An 18,090-nucleotide genomic window follows, 5' to 3' on the forward strand; every position below is an offset into this window, starting at 1 on the left:
CCGCCGCGGCGCGGCCCCCTACACCCGGTCGGCCACGATCAGCAGGTACTGGAAGCTGCCGTTGCGGTACGCCGTCACGAAGGTGTCCTCGATGCCCGTGACGAGGTGGGCGGCCTCCTGGCGCAGTTCCCAGTACGGCAGTGCCGCCTCGGTCAGGTCCTCGACGTGGACGGGCACGAGCCGGTTGCGCGCCATGGCCTTGAAGTACTCGGAGCGCGGATGGATGTCGCAGATGTAGTGGGCGTTGATGAGGGACACCTCACGGGAGGCCTGCCCGTAGGTGTCGTTGTAGCAGCCGGTGATCACCGCATAGCGCCCGCCCCTGCGCAGCAGCCGCGCGTGCTCGGCGAACAGCAGGTCGAGCTCGACGTACATCGTCGACTCGTTGTTCCACGACGCCGCGTAGGCGCCCGAGGCGAAACCCGTGTCGAGCATGTTGCGGTGGTGGTAGCGCACCTTGTCGTCGATGCCGCGCCCGCGCGCCTGCGAGTTGGCGAAGTCGGCCTGCTTGGCGGAGATCGTCGCCCCGTCGGCGTGGCAGCCGTACCGCGTGTGTGCGACCACGCTGCCGCCACCGCGCCCGCAGCCGGCGTCGAACACCCGGTCGGTGGGTTTCAGGTCGCCGAGGTGGGAGGCGAGGAGTTCGGCCTGGGCCTGTTCGAGCCGGTGCAGTTCCGCAGTGATCCGCTCGTCGCGCCGTGCCGGGTTCTTCTCGTCCAGCACCGAGCGGTCCGCCGCGCCCACGCCGTAGTGGTGGTGGTACATGTCGTCGATCCGGCCCAGTTCGAGGTTGACCGGGTTCTCCTCGGCGTTCCAGTAGTCCGCGACGCGGCTCTGGTAGGTGGACTGGGTGGGGATGGACGCGGTGGCGGTGCCGGTGCGAGTGGTGGTCAACGGTGACTCCTTGCTGTGGTGCATGCTGTGGCGTGTGGGGGAGCGTCGGCTCACCAGTAGTCGGGCAGGTGGTAGCGGTGGGTGTTGGTCGCGTGCCACTCGTGGTTGCCGGAGACCCAGTCGGCCAGGGAGCGCGCGTACCGCTCGACGAGCGGCGAGACGGCCGAGATCTCCGCGGACTCCGTCTCGAAGGCCTCCATGATGTCGTTGTGGATCTCGACGCTCGTGAGGTATCCCGCCCTCAGGCCGCGCCGGTCGTTCGCGGCGACCACCCTGGGCAGGTTCAGGTGGTCGGGGTCGCTCGCGAGTTCCTTGGTGAACGAGTACAGGTCGTTGACGATGGTCGTGGCATTGCAGGCCAGCGCGGTGATCCGCTGGACCTCGGGGTTCGCGTACAGCGGTTCCGGCAGTTCGTAGCCGTCCACCGCGTCGACGATGGACAGGCAGGGGCGGAAGTTGTTGAACTGCCGCATCACCAGGTACTCCCAGACCCTGGGCATGTGGCGCGTCTCCGCCCAGGACGCCTCGGCGAGATACCCGAGGTGCAGCCGGGCGATGTCGTGCACGAACCGGTCGGTCTGGCTCGGCGTGGCGAGGGCCGCGTAGTCCTTGAGGGCCCAGAAGTAGGAGCGCAGCGGCCCGTCGGCCTGGACGCCGTGGCGCCAGTCCTCCTCCTGCTCGGGGCTGCTGTGGAACGGGTCGATGGCCGACTGGGCCATCACGAGGCGGCCGCCGAGGCCCCGGCGCGCGCCGCCCCTGCCCTCGTCCTCCTCGCAGTAGCAGCTGTCGACGATGTTCTCCGCGAGCAGCAGCTTGCCCGCGACGGTGAGGCGCTCCAGGTCGGCCGCTGCCGGGTGCTGGAGCGCGACCGCCCTGCCGAACTGGAACTGGGCGAAGTCGCCCGACCAGGAGGCGGGGAACAGGTCGAGGCCGCGCGCCCACGCCTCCAGTCTGCGGTCGATCTCCGCCGCCTTCTCCGGGTCGGCGGGGGCGACGGGCCGGTACCGCAGGCCGGGCACGGGGCCGCCGCGCCGGGCTTTGTGGCCGGGAACCGGGTGCGGTGGGCCCGGGAGCGCGAAGCCCTTGGTGGCGTTCGGGGACGTGGACATGTGCGTGTGCTCCCCCTGGTCAGTCAGCGGTCCGGCCGATCTGGACGTTCTCCAGGACTCCGGCCGCGTCGGGCACGAGGATCGCGAGCGAGTAGTAGGCGGTCACGAGGTAGTTGATGATGGCCGCCTTGTTGATGCCCATGAACCTCACGTTGAGGCCGGGCTGGAACTCGTCGGGGATGCCTGTCTGGTGCAGGCCGACTACGCCCTGGTCCGCCTCGCCGGTGCGCAGCGCGATGATGCTGCTCGTATGGGCGTCCGAGACGGGGATCTTGCCGCACGGGAAGATCGGCACACCGCGCCATGCAGGTACCTGGTGCCCGTCGACGTCGGCCGTGCCGGGCACCAGGCCACGCTTGTTGCACTGCCGGAAGAAGGCGGCGATGGCCTTGGGGTGCGCGAGCAGCAGGCGCGTCTTGCGCCGCATGGACAGCAACTCGTCCATGTCGTCCGGGGTGGGTGGGCCGGTGAACGTGCTGATGCGCTGGCCGTAGTCGGCGTTGTGCAGCAGACCGAACTCCCGGTTGTTGACCAGCTCCCACTCCTGACGCTCCCTGATCTCCTCCACCGTCAGGCGGAGTTGCTGCTGCGTCTGGTCCATCGGATCGCTGAACAGGTCGGCGACCCTGCTGTGCACGCGCAGCACCGTCTGCGTCAGGGACAATTCGTACTCGCGCGGCGCGAGGTCGTAGTCGACGAACGCGCCGGGCAGCCGCGGCTCCCCGGTGTGGCCGGCCTGCACCGGCACGTCCGCCTCACCCCTGCGGTTCGCCGGGCGCTCCCGCTGCCGTGCGTACGCGGCCAGGTGAGCGGCGAGTGACGGTACCCGCTCGGTGAACTCCCGCACCGCGCGCCACTCCAGCACGAGCAGCACACCGGCCGTCTCGGCGCGCGCCGAGCTCGGCCACACGGGATCCGGCCTGCCGATGGCCTCGTCGCCCAGCTGGTCGCCGTCCGTGACGACCCCGATGACCTCCTCCTCACCGTACTTGCCGCGCACGTACCTGGTGAGCCGGCCGTGGACCACGAGGTAGGCCTCGTTCACCGGCCGGCCCTCCTCGAAGAGCACCTGGCCCGCACGCACCTCGCGCATCCGGAAGGCCCCGGCGATCTCCCGCAGCGCCTCCGTGTCGCCGTACCCGCGCAGCGGCGGCAGCTCGGTGAGCGTCTGCGGGATCACCCGGACGTCGTCCGCGCCGTTGTGCTCGAACTGCACGCGCCCTCGGCCCACGTGGAGCTGCAGGCGCCGGTTGACCCGGTAGGTGCCGCCCCGCACGTCCACCCACGGCAGCACCTTCAGCAGCCACCGGGACGAGATGGCCTGCATCTGCGGTTCGGTCTTGGTGGTCGTCGCGAGCTGCCGCGCGGCCCTGGTGCTGAGGCTGCTGAGGGGCGTGTCCGCGGATGGTTCTTCGGGCTCCTCGGCGGTAGGGCCGGTGACGCTGTCCAGTACGGACACATTCCCTCCCAGAAGGCGAACGGGTTGAGCACCCGGCCGGTGCCATGAGACGACCTGGCGCGGAAACCAGCCAAGCAGTCCGCTGGGCACACGGGGAGCGCGTGAACGGGGCGCGTTCCCTGCCGCGAAGGCACAAACCACCGGACGAGGCACACGGCGCGTGCCGCGCGCCCCTCGCGCCGCCTCGGCCGGCCGCGCGCCGGGCGCGCGACGCGGCGAGCCGGCACGCGAACGCCCGCCGGGGCCGGCCCGCGTCCGGCTCGGGTTCGTCCTGGGCCACCGGGAGGAACCGGTCGCGGCTGATCGCGCGGGCCACCTGCTGTGGTCGGGCATCCCCGCACCGGAAACGGCGCGGCTGGTGGGGCGGCGGCTGGTGGAGGACGACTTCTCCTCCGGCTGGGGCATCAGGACGCTCGCCGCGGGCCAGGCGCCGTACCACCCTCTCTCGTGCCACCGCGGGAGCGTGTGGCCGCACGGCAACGCGATCGCCGTCCTCGGCATGAGCGGGTACGGCCTGCACGAGGAGGCCGCGGTGGTCAGCGCGGGACTCCTCGCGGCGTCCGCACACTTCGGCCACCGGCTGCCCGAACTCTTCTCGGGCCACGCCCGGCAGGCGGACGGGCCCGCGGGCCCGGTCCCGTACCCGCACGCCAACTCCCCGCAGGCCTGGGCGGCCGCCGCTCAGCGGCGGATGAGGCCGAGCTCCGCCGCGACGGCCACCGCCGCCGTGCGCGAGTCGACGTCGAGCTTGGCGTAGACGCGTGCCAGATGGGACTTCACGGTGCCCTCCGTGAGGTGCAGCCGCCGCCCCACGGCCTGGTTGGAAAGCCCCTCGGCGACCAGGACGAGCACCTCCGTCTCGCGCCTGGTCAGCCGGGTCGCGGGCGCACGCAGCCGCGCCATGAGGCGGTCGGCGACGGACGGTGCCAGCGCGGTGCGCCCGGCGGCCGCGGTGCGCACCGCGTCCGCCAGGTCCTCCGGCGGCGCGTCCTTGAGCAGGTAGCCCGTCGCGCCCGCCTCGATCGCGGGCAGCGTGTCGGCATCGGTGTCGTACGTGGTGACGACCAGCACGCGCGGCGCGCCCGGACGCCCCGTGATGAGCGCGGTGGCCTCCGCGCCGCCCATCCCTGGACCGAACTGAAGGTCCATCAGGACTACGTCGATGCCGCCCTGCGCCGCACGCGCCACGGCCTCCTCGGCGGTAGCGGCCTCGGCCACCACCTCGATGCCCGGCTCGGTCTGGAGCACCGCACGCAAGCCCGCCCGCACCACGGGATGGTCGTCCGCGAGCAGCAGACGGATCGGCGCCCCCGTCATCGGACGGACCCGGTGGGCGCCTCGGCGACGGGAAGCCTGGCGGCCAGGGTGGTGCCACGCCCGGCCGCGGACTCCACGGTGAGCGAGCCGCCGAGCGCCCGCGCCCGGGCACGCATGGCCGGCAGCCCGAATCCGCCGTCGTGCGGATCCCGCGCGGGAAGCCCGTCCGGATCGAAGCCGCAGCCGTCGTCGACGATCTCGACGGCGACCTCGTCACCGAGGTACCGGAGGGTCACGTCGACCGTCGTGGCGCCCGCATGGCGCACGGTGTTGCCGAGCGCCGACTGGGCGACGCGCAGCAGCGCCACCTCGTGCCCACCAGGCAGCGGCACCGGGTCGCCGCGGAGACGGAAGCGTGCGCTGAGCCCGTGGCGGTGAGACATGGCACCGCACAGCCGCTCGAGCGCGCCGGCCAGCGTGGCGCCGTGCAGTCCCGGCGGCGCGAGCGCGGCCACGAACCGGCGGGCCTCGGCGAGGTTGTCCACGGCGGCCTGGCGCGCCTGCTCCACATAGTCACCGGCCGCGTCCTCCGTCGCGGGCAGCGCACGCTGCGCTGCGCGCAGCAGCAGCTGGATGCTGGACAGACCCTGCGCGAGCGTGTCGTGGATCTCGCGCGCCAGCCGCTCGCGCTCCGCCAGCACACCGGCGGTGTGCTGAGCCTGGTCCAGGTCGGCGCGGGTGGCGGTGAGCTCCTCGATGAGCCTGCGGCGCGCCTCGCTCTCCCGGTACAGCGCCTGGTACCCCCACACGACGGCCACGGCCACCGCCGCGCCGAGCGCGGGTCCGACCACGGCCGCCAGGGTGAGCGCGCCTGCATGGGCGGCGAACCCCGCGATCGCCGCCGCGGTCGTGGCCACCACCGCGGCCAGGCCCGTACGGCGCGACAGCAGGTGCAGCTGGAGGAAGTCGAGCGGGAACGCGACCCACACCCCGTCGGCGGACAGCGCCAGCAGAGCAAGCCACACGACGCCCGTGGCGGCGAGCCACAGCGCGGCATCCCTGCTCCTGAGCCGGACGCCCGGCAGCAGCGGACCCACCGCGTACACCGCACCGAGCACCACGGCCGCCACGACGACGAGCGCCGATCGCGGCTCCCCGTCGGCGACGGCCCGGCCGGCCGCCAGCGCCAGCAGGCCGGCGACCAGCAGGTGCAGGCACCACGCCAGCACGCGGGGTGTGGGGGTGGGGGAGTGGCCGGTCGTGTTCACAGTCTCCCCAGCCTACGAGCCACCGCCCGCCGCGGCCTCTCCCGAAAGTTACAAACGGGCCCGCACCCTTTCGCCCGCGAGATCCGCTCGTCGGCCCGATGCCGCCCGGCGGTCGCCCGGCGAGTGTGGAGACGTTCCGTTTTCGTCGTGGGAAGGCTCGGGCAAGGCATGTTCGTCGGCTGGAGGGACCTCAGGTTCGCCAAGGGGCGGTTCGCCCTGATGGGGACCGTCATCGTACTGATCACGCTGCTGGTCGGCCTGCTGTCGGGACTGACCGCCGGACTGGGCCGGCAGAACGTCTCCGCGATCACCGGCCTGCCCGCGGACAGGATCGCGTTCGACGCGCCCGCCGCCGGGCAGTCGCTCTCCTACTCCGACACCACCGTGACCGAGAGCCAGTGGCGGCGCTGGTCCGCCGTGGACGGCGTCACCAGTGCGGAGCCGCTGGGCATCACCACCACAAGAGCCACGGCGGGCGGCCGAAGCGCCGGCGTGTCCGTCTTCGGCGTCAGGCCCGGTTCGGCGCTGGCCCCGGACGGCGCACGGATACGGGACGGTTCGGCGGTGGTGTCCGCCGGCGCCGCGGACGACCTCGGGCTGCACAGCGGCGGCACACTCGCACTCGCCGGCCGGAAACTGCAGGTCACCGCCGTGGCGGGCGACGCGTCCTTCAGCCACACGCCGGTGATCTGGACCAGCCTGTCCACCTGGCGCGCGGCCGCGCCCACCGCCGCTGACGCGCAGGGAGGGCCGACCGCCTCCGTCATCGCGCTGCGCACCAACGGCGACGCCGACACGAAGGCAGCGGACCGGGCCGCAGGCACCAGGACCGTCGCCAGGGACGATTCGCTGTCCGCGATCGGCTCGTACACGTCGGAGAACGGCTCGCTCCAGCTCATGCGCGGATTCCTGTTCGCGATCTCCGCCCTGGTCATCGGCGCGTTCTTCACCGTGTGGACCATCCAGCGCCGCGGCGACGTCGCCGTCCTCAAGGCGCTTGGCGCCTCCACCGCGTCCCTGCTGCGCGACGCCCTCGGCCAGGCCGTCGTCCTGCTGGCCGCCGGGACGCTCATCGGCACCGCGGGCGCCGCCGCTGTCGGAGCGGCCCTCGCGGGCACCGCCGTGCCGTTCCTCGTCACGCCCACCACCGTGGCGCTCCCGGCCGCGGTGATCATCCTGCTCGGCGCGTGCGGGGCCGCCCTGGCCATCCGCCGCATCACGTCCGTCGACCCGCTGACCGCACTGGGGAGCGCCCGATGAGCCTCAACATGACCGGAGTCACCCTCACCTATCCGGACGGCGACAGCCGCCTTACCGCCCTCGACGACGTCTCCCTCGACGTACCGCGCGCCACGCTCACCGCCGTCGTCGGCCCCTCCGGGTCCGGCAAGTCGAGCCTTCTCGCCGTAGCCGCCACTCTCATCACGCCCGACGCCGGCACGCTGAGCATCGACTCCACCGACACCACCGGCATGACCCGCCGCGAACTCACCGACCTGCGCCGCCGGAAGATCGGTATGGTCTTCCAGCAGCCCAACCTGCTGCCCTCCCTCACCGCCCTCGAACAGCTGCAGGTCGTGGCCGTGCTCGACGGACGCTCACCGGCCGCCGCCCTCCCCAGGGCGAGGGAGCTGCTCGACGCCGTCGGCCTGGCCGGCGAGGCCGGCCGACGCCCCCACCAGCTCTCCGGCGGCCAGCGCCAGCGCGTCAACATCGCCCGCGCCCTGATGAACGACCCCACGGTCCTCCTGGTCGACGAGCCCACCAGCGCCCTCGACCACGAACGCGGCCGCGCCGTCGTCGACCTGGTCGTCCGCCTCACCCGGGAGAGGGGGACCGCCACGGTGCTGGTGACCCACGACACGACCCACCTCGCGTCCGCCGACAGGACCGCCGAGGTGCACGACGGACGGCTCCGGCTACTGACGGGGGTCGAACGCGCGTCCTGACCCTCATACCAGAGCGGGACGTTGCACGGGCAACTTCGCCAACTGCCGTCCGCGCCCCCGCACACCCCGACTACCGTGAGTGCCCGATGATCAACGGAGGGCGCTGACGGCATGTCTCAACTTCGCGCATCCGCCGCGCGGCCCGACCGCCGCGAGGGCGGACGGCACGGCAGGCCTGGCGCCCGGGGCAGGAACCCGGGCGCCAGGACGGCGCCGCGTCGGCCCAAGGACACCCGTATACGCCCGCAACTGCTGCGCGCCGCCGTCCTGCCGGCCATATTCGCCTCACTCAGCGGCGCCGCGGCGGTCGTGGTCGTCCTGCGGTCGACGGGCGCGGAACCCACCGCCGGGGCCTGGGCCGCCCTCGCCGTCACCGCGCTGCTCGCCCTCGTGTCCGTGGCGGCCGCCGCGCTCGGCGCCGAGCGCACCGCCCGCACCGTCATCGAACGCTGCCACGCCCTGCGCCGCACCAGCGCACGCGGCCAGGAGGAGCTGCGGTCCGTCGTGGAGCGGCTGCGCGGCGGCGAGCACGTCACGGTGCGCCGCACCCAGCCCACCGCGCAGGCCCACGGCGACGAGATCGACCGGCTCGCCCGCGAGCTGACCCGGTCGCAAGAGGCCGCCGTCGCCGCCGTCGTCCAGGCCTCGCGCCTCTCCAGCAGCGCGGGCAACGAGCAGAAGGTGGAGGTCTTCGTCAATCTCGCGCGGCGCCTCCAGTCGCTCGTGCACCGCGAGATCCAGCTCCTCGACGACCTGGAGAACAAGGTCGAGGACCCCGAACTGCTCAAGGGGCTCTTCCACGTCGACCACCTCGCCACCAGGATCCGCAGGCACGCGGAGAACCTCGCCGTCCTCGGCGGCGCGGTCTCGCGCCGCCAGTGGAGCAGGCCGGTCACCGTGACGGAGGTGCTGCGATCCGCCGTCGCCGAGGTCGAGCAGTACCAGAGGGTCACGTTCGTGCCGCCCGTCGAGGGAACCCTGCGCGGCCACGCCGTGGCAGACGTCATCCACCTGCTCGCCGAACTCGTCGAGAACGCGACGCTGTTCTCCGCCCCGCACACCCAGGTACTGCTGAGCGCCCAGCGCGTCACGGCGGGCATCGCGGTGGAGGTGGAGGACCGCGGCCTCGGGATGCGGACCGAGGAGCGCACGGCCATGAACGGCCTGCTCGCCGACCCGGACCAGGTCAACGTGGCGCACCTGCTCAAGGACGGCAGGATCGGACTCTTCGTGGTCTCGGCGCTGGCCCGCAGGCACGGCATCGCGGTCCGGCTCCGGTCGAACATCTACGGCGGCATCCAGGCCGTGCTCGTACTGCCTCAGGCCCTGCTCGGCACCGACGAGGACACGTCGCCGCGCGGCGTGCCGCAGGCCGTCGCAGCCCGCGTCCCGCTCGTGCCGGGGCCGGGCCAGGGGCCGGGCCCCGCGCCGGCCGGAGCCGTGTCCCCGGCTCCCGCCCCTCGCCGGGCACCGGAGGGCGCCGCCCAGGACCGCACGGGCAGTGCGCCGTCCGCTCACGCTCCCGCGACGGCGCCCGATCCCGCGACCACCGCAGTGCCGTCACCCGCACGCGCCACAGCGCCGCCCGGCCGCCCCGAGCTGCCGAAGCGGCAGGGCCAGGATCACATGGCGCCGCAGCTCAGGGAGCGGCCGCCCGCCCCGCCGGCAGACGGCCCTGGCGAGCCCGCGGGCCACGACCCCGGCCTGATGGCGGCCTTCCGCCGCGGCATCGGCCTCGCCGAGACCGAGCCGGGCGAGCAGACCGGGACGGCCGCCGCGCCCGCGCCGCCCGAGGCCGCCCCGCGGGCTCCCGTCGAGAAACCGGGCCTGCCCCGCAGGCAGCCCTCGGAGCGCCAGGCCCCGCAGCAGCGAGAAGCGCACCGCCGCACCCCCACCACCGAGGAGTAGACACACGATGGCGAGCGACGTATCGACCGGTCACGCGCAGGATCTGGACTGGCTGCTCGCCGGTCTCGTCCAGCGCGTCCCGTACACACGCAGCGCCGTGCTGCTCTCCTCCGACGGGCTGGTCAGATCCCTGCACGGCCTCGACCCCGACAGTGCCGACCACATGGCGGCACTGGCCTCGGGCCTCTACTCGCTGGGCCGCAGCGCCGGTGTGCGGTTCGGCGACAGCGGGGGAGTGCGGCAGGTCGTCGTCGAACTCGACGCGACGCTGCTGTTCGTCACCACCGCCGGCAGCGGCACCTGCCTCGCGGTACTCGCCGGGCGGGAGGCGGACGCCGCCATCCTCGGCTACGAGATGGCGATGCTGGTCAAAAGCGTGCGCCCCTACCTGGCCATCCCCGCGCGGCGGCCTGCGGGCAGCGCGAGCGACGCGGGGCGGTGACAGGTGCCGGCCCCGAAGGACGGGCCCTTGCTCGACGGCGCGGCGGGGCGGCTGGTCCGCCCGTACACGGTGAGCGGCGGCAGGACACGGCCCGCTGTCGCCCTCGACCTGCTGACGCTGGTGATATCCACCGGCAGCGCCCCCGACGGGCCACTCGGGCCCGAGCACGGCCAGGTGCTCGGCCTCTGCCCCGCGCCCACACCGGTCGCGGAGATCGCGGGGCGCATGGGGCTGCCCGCGACGGTCACCAAGATCCTCCTCGCCGACCTCGTGCAGTGCGGCGCGATCCGCGTGCGTCCACCCTCCCGGTTCCGGGACCCCACCGACCAGTTACTGCTTGAGGCGGTGCTCGATGGCCTACGACGACAGCTCTGAACCCGTTTCCGCGTCCGCGGTCGACACCGCGCCCGCGCCGCGCGCCCCGGCGCCGCGGCCGCCAGAACCCGGCGCGGCGGGCGACCGCCCCGCGCCGGCGGAGCCAGAGGTCTTCCCGCAGGCGCTCAAGGTGCTGGTGGCGGGCGGCTTCGGGGCCGGCAAGACGACCTTCGTAGGGGCGGTCAGCGAGATCGCGCCGCTCAGCACGGAGGAGCTGCTCACGCAGGTGGGGGCGGGCCTCGACGACCTCACCGGGGTCGAGGCCAAGACGTCCACGACCGTGGCGATGGACTTCGGACGCATCACGCTCGACCCGCGACACGTGCTCTACCTGTTCGGCACGCCCGGCCAGGAGCGGTTCTGGTTCCTGTGGGACGAGCTGTGCGAGGGCGCGCTCGGCGCGGTCGTGCTCGCCGACACCCGCCGTCTCGAACAGTCCTTCTCGGCCGTGGACTTCTTCGAGCAGCGCGGCATCGGCTTCGTCGTGGCCGTCAACGAGTTCGACGGGTCCTACCGCTACGACCCCGAGGAGGTCAGGGCCGCACTCGGGCTCGACACCCGGGTCCCGGTGATCCTGTGCGACGCCAGGATCGCCAGCTCCGGCATCCGCACTCTCGTCACGCTCGTGCAGCACCTGCTCACCGCCGCCACCTCCGCGGAGGCGGCCCTGTGACAGGCATGGCGTGGCGGCACGGGGAAAGAGGCATGGGGAGGGACGATGACCGCACCGCGACCGGAGGACCCCGCCCATGACCAACTGCACGCCGGGACTGCTGACCGCCCACGACGGCGTCCAGATCGCCGGATACACCTGGCTCCCCGACGGCGGCAGGCCCAGGGCACTGGTCCAGATCGCGCACGGCGCCGCCGAACACGCTCTGCGCTACGAGCGGTTCGCCCAGCACCTCACGGCGCACGGCTACGGCGTGCTCGCCACCGATCTGCGCGGCCACGGCGCGACCGCCACGTCCACCGGCGGCTTCGGCAGCGGCGGCGCGGACGGCGACAGCTGGCGCGCCGACGTCGACGACCTGCGGACGGCGGGCGGCAAGGCGCGCACGCTCTTCCCCGGCGTGCCGCTCTTCCTGCTCGGGCACAGCATGGGGTCGATGCTGGCCAGGGACTACGCCCAGGAATACCCGGACGATCTGGCCGGCCTGATCCTCACCGGGACGTTCCGCTCGCTGCCCGGCTGCGAGATCGCGGAGACGGCCGTACGCCTCGAACTGGAGGCCGCCGAGGAGGGGCGGGACGCGCGGTCGTCCTTCCTCTCGGACCTCTTCGCCTCGCTCAACGACCCGTACGAGCACCGCACCGGGTTCGAGTGGCTCTCGCGCGACGAGGCGGAGGTCGACGCTTACGCGGCGGACGAGCGGTGCGGCTTCCCCTTCTCCGCCGGCCTCGCGCTCGACTGGGTGCTCGGCGTACGCAAGATCAATGATCCGCGCGCGCTGGCGGCCGTCCCGGCCGACCTGCCCGTGCACGTGGCGGTCGGCGACCAGGACCCGTGCCACCAGCGGATGACCCTCGTGTACGAGCTGCTCGAGGACTTCCGCTACCGCGGCATGACCGACCTGACCTGGAAGGCGTACCCCGGGGCACGGCACGAGATCCTCAACGAGACCAACCGCGACGAGGTGATGAGGGATCTCACCGACTGGCTGGACGAGCGGGTGCTGTGAGGAGGTGGGTCCGGACGCCGGGCCCACCCCGCCTCTCTCCGGCTACCGCCGCTCGAGGGCCCCGCGGACGAAGGCGGCCTGGCCCGCGTGCTGGAGGTCGTCCGCCATCACGCTCACGAGCCGCACGCCCAGCGTGACCGCGGGTGTCCAGGAGTCGTCGACGACGCGCTCGAAGTCCGCGTCCCCGAGCGTGCGCAGGTGGGCGACCGTCCTGTCGTGCACGGCGTCGTGGTAGCCGGCGAGCAGCTCGGCCGAGACGCCGCTGACGGACGCCACATCCCGAGAGGAGTGGCCGTAGCCGGTGGCACCCGGCTTGAACGGCAGGTCGAACCGGTCGGACCAGCCGTCCGACGTCCACACCTGTTGCGACCCGGCCGCGTCGGCCATGTGATCGTCCTGGACCCGGGTGAGGTGCCAGACCAGCCACGTGATCGAGTTCGCGCCCTGGTCGAGCCGGGTGGCCAGGTCCTCGGGGCTCAGCCCGTCCACCGCTTCGTGCACCACCTCCCGGATCCGGCCGAAACCGTCGATGAGCAGGTCCGTGCTTACGGGCATGGCGTGGTCCTCTCCATAACGCGTCCGGGGTGTCCCGGACCAGCTTCCCCCGCGGCGCCGTCCGATGCCCGCTGTGGCGGGCCCTTGGCAGGTCGCACATGACCAGGGTGTTCGTGACCAGGCACGTGAGTGCGGTATTGTTCTCTTGCACGTTCGGCCGGGGGAAAACCCCAGGTCATGCGGGCATCGGGACGTGGCGCAGCTTGGTAGCGCACTTGACTGGGGGTCAAGGGGTCGCAGGTTCAAATCCTGTCGTCCCGACTGGAGACAGTCGCAGATCGAGGGCCGGCTTCGGAGTGACTCCGAAGTCGGCCCTCGATCGTTTCCCGGCAGCCGCACAGCGACCCGCGCCGATGCTCAACGGGGCGGGCGGCGGGCGTTCTGCGCGGTGCCCGCGGCGTTGTCGAGCACCTCGTCCAGCGTGGTCGCAGCCATGATCAGGGCCAGGTGTGTGAAGGCCTGCGGGAAGTTGCCGAGCTGCTCCCCGGAGGGGCCGACCTCCTCGGCGAACAGGCCGACGTGGTTGGCGTAGGTGAGCATCTTCTCGAAGGCGTAGCGGGCCCGTTGCCGGCGTCCGGCGCGGGCGAGCGCGTCGACGTGCAGGAAGCTGCACAGGTTGAACGTGCCCTCTGACCCGCGCAGGCCGTCGGGTGAGGCCGCCGGGTCGTAGCGGTGGACCAGGCTGTCGCGGACCAGCGTGCGGTCGATGGCGTCGAGGGTGGACAGCCACGCGGGGTCCCTGGGCGGCAGCAGGCCGACCCGGGGGATGAGCAGCAGGGACGCGTCGAGCACGTCGCTGCCGTAGTGCTGGACGAGACCGCGCTGGTGCTCGCTCCAGCCGCGCGTCATGACCTGTTCCAGTACGGAGTCGCGAGTGCGCCGCCACAGCTCGATGTCGGCGGGGCGGCTGAAGTCCTGCGCGAGTGTGAGTCCGCGGTCGAAGGCGACCCACGTCATGACCCGGCTGTACGTGAAGTCCTGGCGTCCGCCGCGGGTCTCCCAGATGCCCTCGTCGGGCCGGTCCCAGGTCCCCGCGAGCCAGTCCAGGGTCGCCGCGGCGGCCTTCCAGGCGTGGTAGCCGGCCTGGATGCCGGCCGTGCGGGCCTCGGCCAGCGCGTAGAACGCCTCACCGTAGATGTCGAGTTGGAGCTGGTCCATGGCGGCGTTGCCGACCCGGACCGGGTACGAGCGGCGGTAGCCCTCGAAGTGTTCGAGCACCTCCTCCTGAAGGTCGGGGGCGCCGTCGACCCGGTACATGATCTGCAGGCGTTCGCCCGGCAGGTCGAGCCGGTCGCGCAGGCGGTCGCCGAGCCAGCCGGTGAAGGCGGCCGTCTCCTCCACGAACCCGAGGTCGAGCAGGGCGCGCACCGACAGGGAGGCGTCGCGGATCCAGGTGTAGCGGTAGTCCCAGTTGCGTTCCCCGCCGATCTGCTCGGGCAGGCCGGTGGTGGCGGCGGCGACCGGGGCGCCGGTGGGCGCGTAGGTCAGGAGCTTGAGGGTGATGGCGGAGCGGTGCACCATGTCGGGCCAGCGGCCGCGGTAGGTGGAGGTGCGCACCCAGTCCTGCCAGAAGTTCACCGCGTCCCACAGCTGCTCGGTCAGGCCCTCGACGGTCGGCGGCGCGGGGGCGTCGCCGCCGGCGCAGGCGGTGAGCACGGCGCCGGCGGCCTGGCCCGCGTCCAGGGTCACGCGACCCCGGGCGTCATCACCCGAACGCTCCAGCGGGAACGTGGCCTGGAGGTGGACGGCGGCGCCGGCCGTGCGAAAGGCCGCGCTGTCCTGCCCCAGGGTCAGTTCGTGCGGAGTGCGCCCGTAGTCGAAGCGCGGGCGGCAGTCGAGGGTGAAGTCGACCGTGCCGCGCACCGCCCGGGCCACGCGGATCACCGTGTGCCGGTCGGTGGCGGGTCCCGAGGGGTTGGGCGGCATCCAGTCGAGGACCTCGCCGACTCCTCGGGGCGACATGAAGCGCGTGACCAGGACGGCGGTGTCCGGGTAGTACAGCTGCCGGCACGTCGCCTCCGGCTCGTCGGACGCCAGGCTGAACCAGCCGCCCCGGTCGTGGTCGAGCAGGGCCGCGAAGATGCTGGGCGAGTCGAAGCGGGGTGACGTGAACCAGTCCAGCACGCCCTTGCCGGAGACGAGGGCAGTGGTCTGGAGGTCGCCCACGAGGCCGTGGTCGGCGATGGGCGGATAGCGGTCCATGGTCGCTCGCTTCGGTGTGGGCGGATGGCACGGCTTTCGGGGCCACGATAGGCGGGGCGGGGGAGAAGCGCAGCGGGGCCGGTGCGGAAACCTCGCTCGCCGATGTTTGATTGTGTTTTATTGTTCGCGATATTGACGACTTATCCAACAGATAGGCACGCTGTCTCGCATCACTCCGGAGTGAAGGGGTCTCAGCCGTGCCCATAGCGCTGAAGCATGTACGGAATCTGATCCCCCTGTGGATCCTCGCGCTGCTCGCCGCCTTGCTGGTGGCGAGCACGGCCCCCGCCCACGCGGACTCCGCCACGTCGATCAGCGTCGACGGGAGCAAGGGCGGACGCACCTTCGACGGCATCGGCGCGATCAGCGGAGGAGGCGGCAACTCCCGTCTGCTGACGGACTACCCGGCCGCCCAGCGCAACCAGATCCTCGACTACCTCTTCAAGCCGGGCTACGGCGCCGGCCTGCAGTTGCTGAAGCTGGAGATCGGCGGCGACGCCAACTCCACCGACGGCTCCGAGCCGTCGATCGAGCACAGCAAGGGCAGCGTCAACTGCGACGCCGGGTACGAGTTCTGGCTGGCGAAGCAGGCGCAGAAGCGCAACCCGGACATCGGCCTGTACGGGCTGGCGTGGTCGGCGCCCGGCTGGATCAAGGGCGGCTTCTGGTCCACCGACACCATCCACTACCTCATCACGTGGCTGGGCTGCGCCAAGCAGCACGGCCTGGACATCAAGTACCTCGGCGGCTGGAACGAGCGCGGCCACGACGCCGACTGGTACGTGCAGCTGCGCTCCGCGCTGAACGACGCGGGCTACTCCAAGATCAAGATCGTCGCCGACGACAGCGGCTGGGACGTCGCGGACGACATGGCCAAGGACAAGGCGTTCAACGACGCGGTCTCCATCATCGGCGCGCACTACCCCTGCCAGGGCGACGGCGGACCGGCGACGAGCTGCTCCAGCACGAAGACCGCGCAGGACAACGGCAAGCCGCTGTGGGCCAGCGAGAACGGTTCGCAGGACATGAACACGGGCGCCCCGGCGCTGATCCGCTCCATCACCCGCGGGTACGTCGACGCGAAGATGACGAGCTACTTCAACTGGCCCCTGATCGCCGCGATCTACCCGAACCTGCCGTACTCCACGGTCGGCCTGGCCACCGCGGGCTCGCCCTGGTCAGGGCACTACGGCATCGGAGAGAACACCTGGGCGACCGCGCAGGTCACCCAGTTCGCCAAGCCCGGCTGGAAGTTCATCGACGCCGGATCGGGCCACCTCGGCGGCTCCGAGTCCAACGGCAGCTACGTGACGCTGAAGTCGCCGGACGGCAAGGACTACTCCACCGTGCTGGAGACCACCACGGCCACCGCGGCGCAGACCGCGAACTTCACGGTCGGCGGCGGCCTGTCACGCGGCACCGTCCACGTCTGGGCCACCGACGTCAACCACCCGGACCCGGCAACGGACTTCGTCCACACGCAGGACATCACCCCCTCGTCCAACGGCACATACGCGCTGACCATGAAGCCCGGATACATCTACACGGTCACCACGACCACAGGACAGGGCAAGGGGACCGCCACCGCGCCCGCCGCGCACCCGCTGTCGCTCCCCTACAAGGACGACTTCGACCGCGACGCGGCAGGCACCGAGGCACGGTACGTCTCCGACATGCAGGGGTCGTTCGAGGTGCAGAAGTGCACCGCGGGACGCCGCGGGATGTGCCTGCAGCAGATGGCGCCGGTCAAGCCGATCGAATGGCAGGACGACTCCGATGCCTTCACACTCGTCGGTGACCCGTCGTGGACGAACTACTCCATGCACTCCGACGTCGAACTCGCCAAGCCTGGCACCGTCGAACTCATCGGCCGCGCCGGGAAGCAGAACCGCCCCCAGTCCCACCAGCAGGGCTACTACTTCCGCATCAGCGACACCGGCGCATGGACGATCTTCAAGAGCGACGCCGACGGGAAACACACCGTCCTGACGAGGTCGGCCACCGCACCGCTCGGCACCGGCAGGTGGCACCGGCTGGGGCTGTCGTTCAGCGGATCGCGGATCACCGCCTCCGTCGACGGCAAGAGCATCGGCGTGGTGGACGACAGCAGCTACAGCGCCGGACAGGGCGGGCTCGGGCTCACCTCGTACGACACCGACCAGTTCGACAACCTCTCCTTCACCAAGGTCCGCGCAGCCAGGCCGACGGCCGCGCTGGCCGTCACACCGTCGGCCAAGAGCGTGCGGCGAGGCAAGACACTGACCGTCACCACCACCGTCTCGGTGCCCAAGCGCGCCAAGGCGGCCGAAGGCGTCAACATCAGCCTCGACGCGCCCGGCTTCACCTTCGACGCGCAGCCGCAGGTGTTCGGCTCGATCAGGCCAGGCGGCAGCGCGTCGGCCTCCTGGCAGCTGACGGCGCCCACCGACAAGGCGTCCACCGCGACGATCAGCGCCACCGCCACCTTCGCGCAGGGCGGCGTGGCGCAGTGGCTGCGGCAGGACGCGCAGGTGGCGGTCACCAACCCGCCCCCGCCTTCCGGTGTCAATGACGTCAGCGACCTCGACTTCGTCGCGTCGACGAACGGCTGGGGCCCGGTCGAGCGTGACGAGTCCGTGGGCGGCACCAACGCGGGGGACGGTGGGCCGCTCACCATCAACGGCACCGTGTACCCGAAGGGACTGGGCACGAACTCGGTCAGCGACGTCACCGTCTACCTCGGCGGCAACTGCTCGAAGTTCACCTCCACGGTAGGCAATGACGACGACGCGGGCAGCTCGGGTTCCATGACGTTCAGCGTGCTGGGCGACGGCAGGACCCTGGCGGCCACGAAGACGATCAAGGGAGGCGACCCCGCGCAGCAGCTCACGGCCGACCTCACCGGCGTAGGGACCCTCGACCTCGTGGTCGGCGACGCCGGTGACGGCAACGCCTACGACCACGGGGACTGGGCCGCGCCGACCCTCACCTGCTCGGGCTGAGCCGGGCCC

General features: G+C 72.2%; 16 protein-coding genes and 1 tRNA gene. 10 read left to right on the forward strand and 7 right to left on the reverse strand.

The window, feature by feature from the left end:
- Positions 1–18: 18 nt before the first annotated feature.
- Genes IH48_RS0131155 through IH48_RS0131165 form a run of 3 tightly spaced genes read right to left on the reverse strand, consistent with a single transcriptional unit; the run spans position 19 to position 3,462 of the window.
- Entirely contained in the window at positions 19–918 is a 900-nt protein-coding gene (locus IH48_RS0131155; protein ID WP_051840920.1) for a geranyl diphosphate 2-C-methyltransferase, read from the reverse strand.
- Between the two features lie 26 nt (positions 919–944).
- Positions 945–2,003 (reverse strand): family 2 encapsulin nanocompartment cargo protein terpene cyclase, encoded by a 1,059-nt coding sequence (locus IH48_RS0131160; protein ID WP_030912287.1) that lies wholly within the window; start codon positions 2,001–2,003, stop codon positions 945–947.
- A 19-nt stretch (positions 2,004–2,022) separates the two neighbouring features.
- Positions 2,023–3,462, reverse strand: coding sequence for a family 2B encapsulin nanocompartment shell protein (locus tag IH48_RS0131165; protein ID WP_030912289.1), 1,440 nt, complete (start codon positions 3,460–3,462; stop codon positions 2,023–2,025).
- A 160-nt stretch (positions 3,463–3,622) separates the two neighbouring features.
- On the opposite strand from IH48_RS0131165, the gene IH48_RS0131170 reads away from it, so the two are divergent.
- Positions 3,623–4,219, forward strand: coding sequence for a hypothetical protein (locus IH48_RS0131170; protein ID WP_030912291.1), 597 nt, complete (start codon positions 3,623–3,625; stop codon positions 4,217–4,219).
- Here IH48_RS0131170 and IH48_RS0131175 read toward each other — a convergent pair.
- The gene (locus IH48_RS0131175) at positions 4,144–4,779 is read right to left on the reverse strand and encodes a response regulator (RefSeq protein WP_030912293.1); all 636 of its coding nucleotides are present in this window, start codon (positions 4,777–4,779) and stop codon (positions 4,144–4,146) included. The two genes, IH48_RS0131170 and IH48_RS0131175, sit on opposite strands and share 76 nt — an antisense overlap.
- Positions 4,776–5,987 (reverse strand): sensor histidine kinase, encoded by a 1,212-nt coding sequence (locus IH48_RS0131180; protein WP_030912296.1) that lies wholly within the window; start codon positions 5,985–5,987, stop codon positions 4,776–4,778. The genes IH48_RS0131175 and IH48_RS0131180 overlap by 4 nt, the downstream gene beginning before the upstream one ends.
- A gap of 168 nt (positions 5,988–6,155) precedes the next feature.
- On the opposite strand from IH48_RS0131180, the gene IH48_RS0131185 reads away from it, so the two are divergent.
- From IH48_RS0131185 to IH48_RS0131215, 7 genes are all read left to right on the forward strand, one after another.
- Entirely contained in the window at positions 6,156–7,247 is a 1,092-nt protein-coding gene (locus IH48_RS0131185) for an ABC transporter permease (protein ID WP_030912299.1), read from the forward strand.
- The gene (locus IH48_RS0131190; protein ID WP_030912302.1) at positions 7,244–7,936 is read left to right on the forward strand and encodes an ABC transporter ATP-binding protein; all 693 of its coding nucleotides are present in this window, start codon (positions 7,244–7,246) and stop codon (positions 7,934–7,936) included. The genes IH48_RS0131185 and IH48_RS0131190 overlap by 4 nt, the downstream gene beginning before the upstream one ends.
- Before the next feature lie 111 nt (positions 7,937–8,047).
- Positions 8,048–9,844, forward strand: a complete 1,797-nt coding sequence (locus IH48_RS0131195) for an ATP-binding protein (RefSeq protein ID WP_234434446.1) — start codon at positions 8,048–8,050, stop codon at positions 9,842–9,844.
- Positions 9,845–9,851: 7 nt separating this feature from the next.
- A complete protein-coding gene (locus IH48_RS0131200) occupies positions 9,852–10,286 on the forward strand; it encodes a roadblock/LC7 domain-containing protein (RefSeq protein WP_030912308.1) in 435 nt (144 codons plus the stop codon).
- A gap of 3 nt (positions 10,287–10,289) precedes the next feature.
- Entirely contained in the window at positions 10,290–10,661 is a 372-nt protein-coding gene (locus IH48_RS0131205) for a DUF742 domain-containing protein (protein ID WP_030912310.1), read from the forward strand.
- Positions 10,639–11,334, forward strand: coding sequence for a GTP-binding protein (locus IH48_RS0131210; RefSeq protein ID WP_078850169.1), 696 nt, complete (start codon positions 10,639–10,641; stop codon positions 11,332–11,334). Before IH48_RS0131205 ends, IH48_RS0131210 begins: the two co-directional genes overlap by 23 nt.
- Before the next feature lie 76 nt (positions 11,335–11,410).
- Positions 11,411–12,343: an alpha/beta fold hydrolase gene (locus tag IH48_RS0131215; RefSeq protein ID WP_030912317.1), complete on the forward strand. Its 933-nt coding sequence runs from the start codon at positions 11,411–11,413 to the stop codon at positions 12,341–12,343.
- A gap of 42 nt (positions 12,344–12,385) precedes the next feature.
- Here IH48_RS0131215 and IH48_RS0131220 read toward each other — a convergent pair whose 3' ends face one another.
- Entirely contained in the window at positions 12,386–12,898 is a 513-nt protein-coding gene (locus IH48_RS0131220; RefSeq protein WP_030912320.1) for a mycothiol transferase, read from the reverse strand.
- Between the two features lie 187 nt (positions 12,899–13,085).
- Here IH48_RS0131220 and IH48_RS0131225 point away from each other — a divergent pair.
- Positions 13,086–13,159, forward strand: a tRNA-Pro gene (locus IH48_RS0131225).
- Between the two features lie 96 nt (positions 13,160–13,255).
- Here the strand turns inward: IH48_RS0131225 and IH48_RS0131230 are convergent.
- The gene (locus IH48_RS0131230) at positions 13,256–15,100 is read right to left on the reverse strand and encodes a glycoside hydrolase family 15 protein (protein ID WP_030912323.1); all 1,845 of its coding nucleotides are present in this window, start codon (positions 15,098–15,100) and stop codon (positions 13,256–13,258) included.
- Between the two features lie 197 nt (positions 15,101–15,297).
- Here IH48_RS0131230 and IH48_RS0131235 point away from each other — a divergent pair, with 197 nt between their 5' ends.
- Entirely contained in the window at positions 15,298–18,081 is a 2,784-nt protein-coding gene (locus IH48_RS0131235) for an NPCBM/NEW2 domain-containing protein (protein ID WP_158710383.1), read from the forward strand.
- Positions 18,082–18,090: the final 9 nt, after the last annotated feature.

It is taken from the genome of Streptomyces sp. NRRL F-5126 (assembly GCF_000721265.1).
GTDB lineage: Bacteria > Actinomycetota > Actinomycetes > Streptomycetales > Streptomycetaceae > Streptomyces.

Coding starts and splice junctions, on each gene's coding strand:
- IH48_RS0131215 (WP_030912317.1), top strand. CDS start 11,411: ATGACCAACTGCACGCCGGGACTGCTGACCGCCCACGACGGCGTCCAG.
- IH48_RS0131230 (WP_030912323.1), bottom strand. CDS start 15,100: ATGGACCGCTATCCGCCCATCGCCGACCACGGCCTCGTGGGCGACCTC.
- IH48_RS0131185 (WP_030912299.1), top strand. CDS start 6,156: ATGTTCGTCGGCTGGAGGGACCTCAGGTTCGCCAAGGGGCGGTTCGCC.
- IH48_RS0131175 (WP_030912293.1), bottom strand. CDS start 4,779: ATGACGGGGGCGCCGATCCGTCTGCTGCTCGCGGACGACCATCCCGTG.
- IH48_RS0131210 (WP_078850169.1), top strand. CDS start 10,639: ATGGCCTACGACGACAGCTCTGAACCCGTTTCCGCGTCCGCGGTCGAC.
- IH48_RS0131190 (WP_030912302.1), top strand. CDS start 7,244: ATGAGCCTCAACATGACCGGAGTCACCCTCACCTATCCGGACGGCGAC.
- IH48_RS0131160 (WP_030912287.1), bottom strand. CDS start 2,003: ATGTCCACGTCCCCGAACGCCACCAAGGGCTTCGCGCTCCCGGGCCCA.
- IH48_RS0131220 (WP_030912320.1), bottom strand. CDS start 12,898: ATGCCCGTAAGCACGGACCTGCTCATCGACGGTTTCGGCCGGATCCGG.
- IH48_RS0131200 (WP_030912308.1), top strand. CDS start 9,852: ATGGCGAGCGACGTATCGACCGGTCACGCGCAGGATCTGGACTGGCTG.
- IH48_RS0131195 (WP_234434446.1), top strand. CDS start 8,048: ATGTCTCAACTTCGCGCATCCGCCGCGCGGCCCGACCGCCGCGAGGGC.
- IH48_RS0131155 (WP_051840920.1), bottom strand. CDS start 918: ATGCACCACAGCAAGGAGTCACCGTTGACCACCACTCGCACCGGCACC.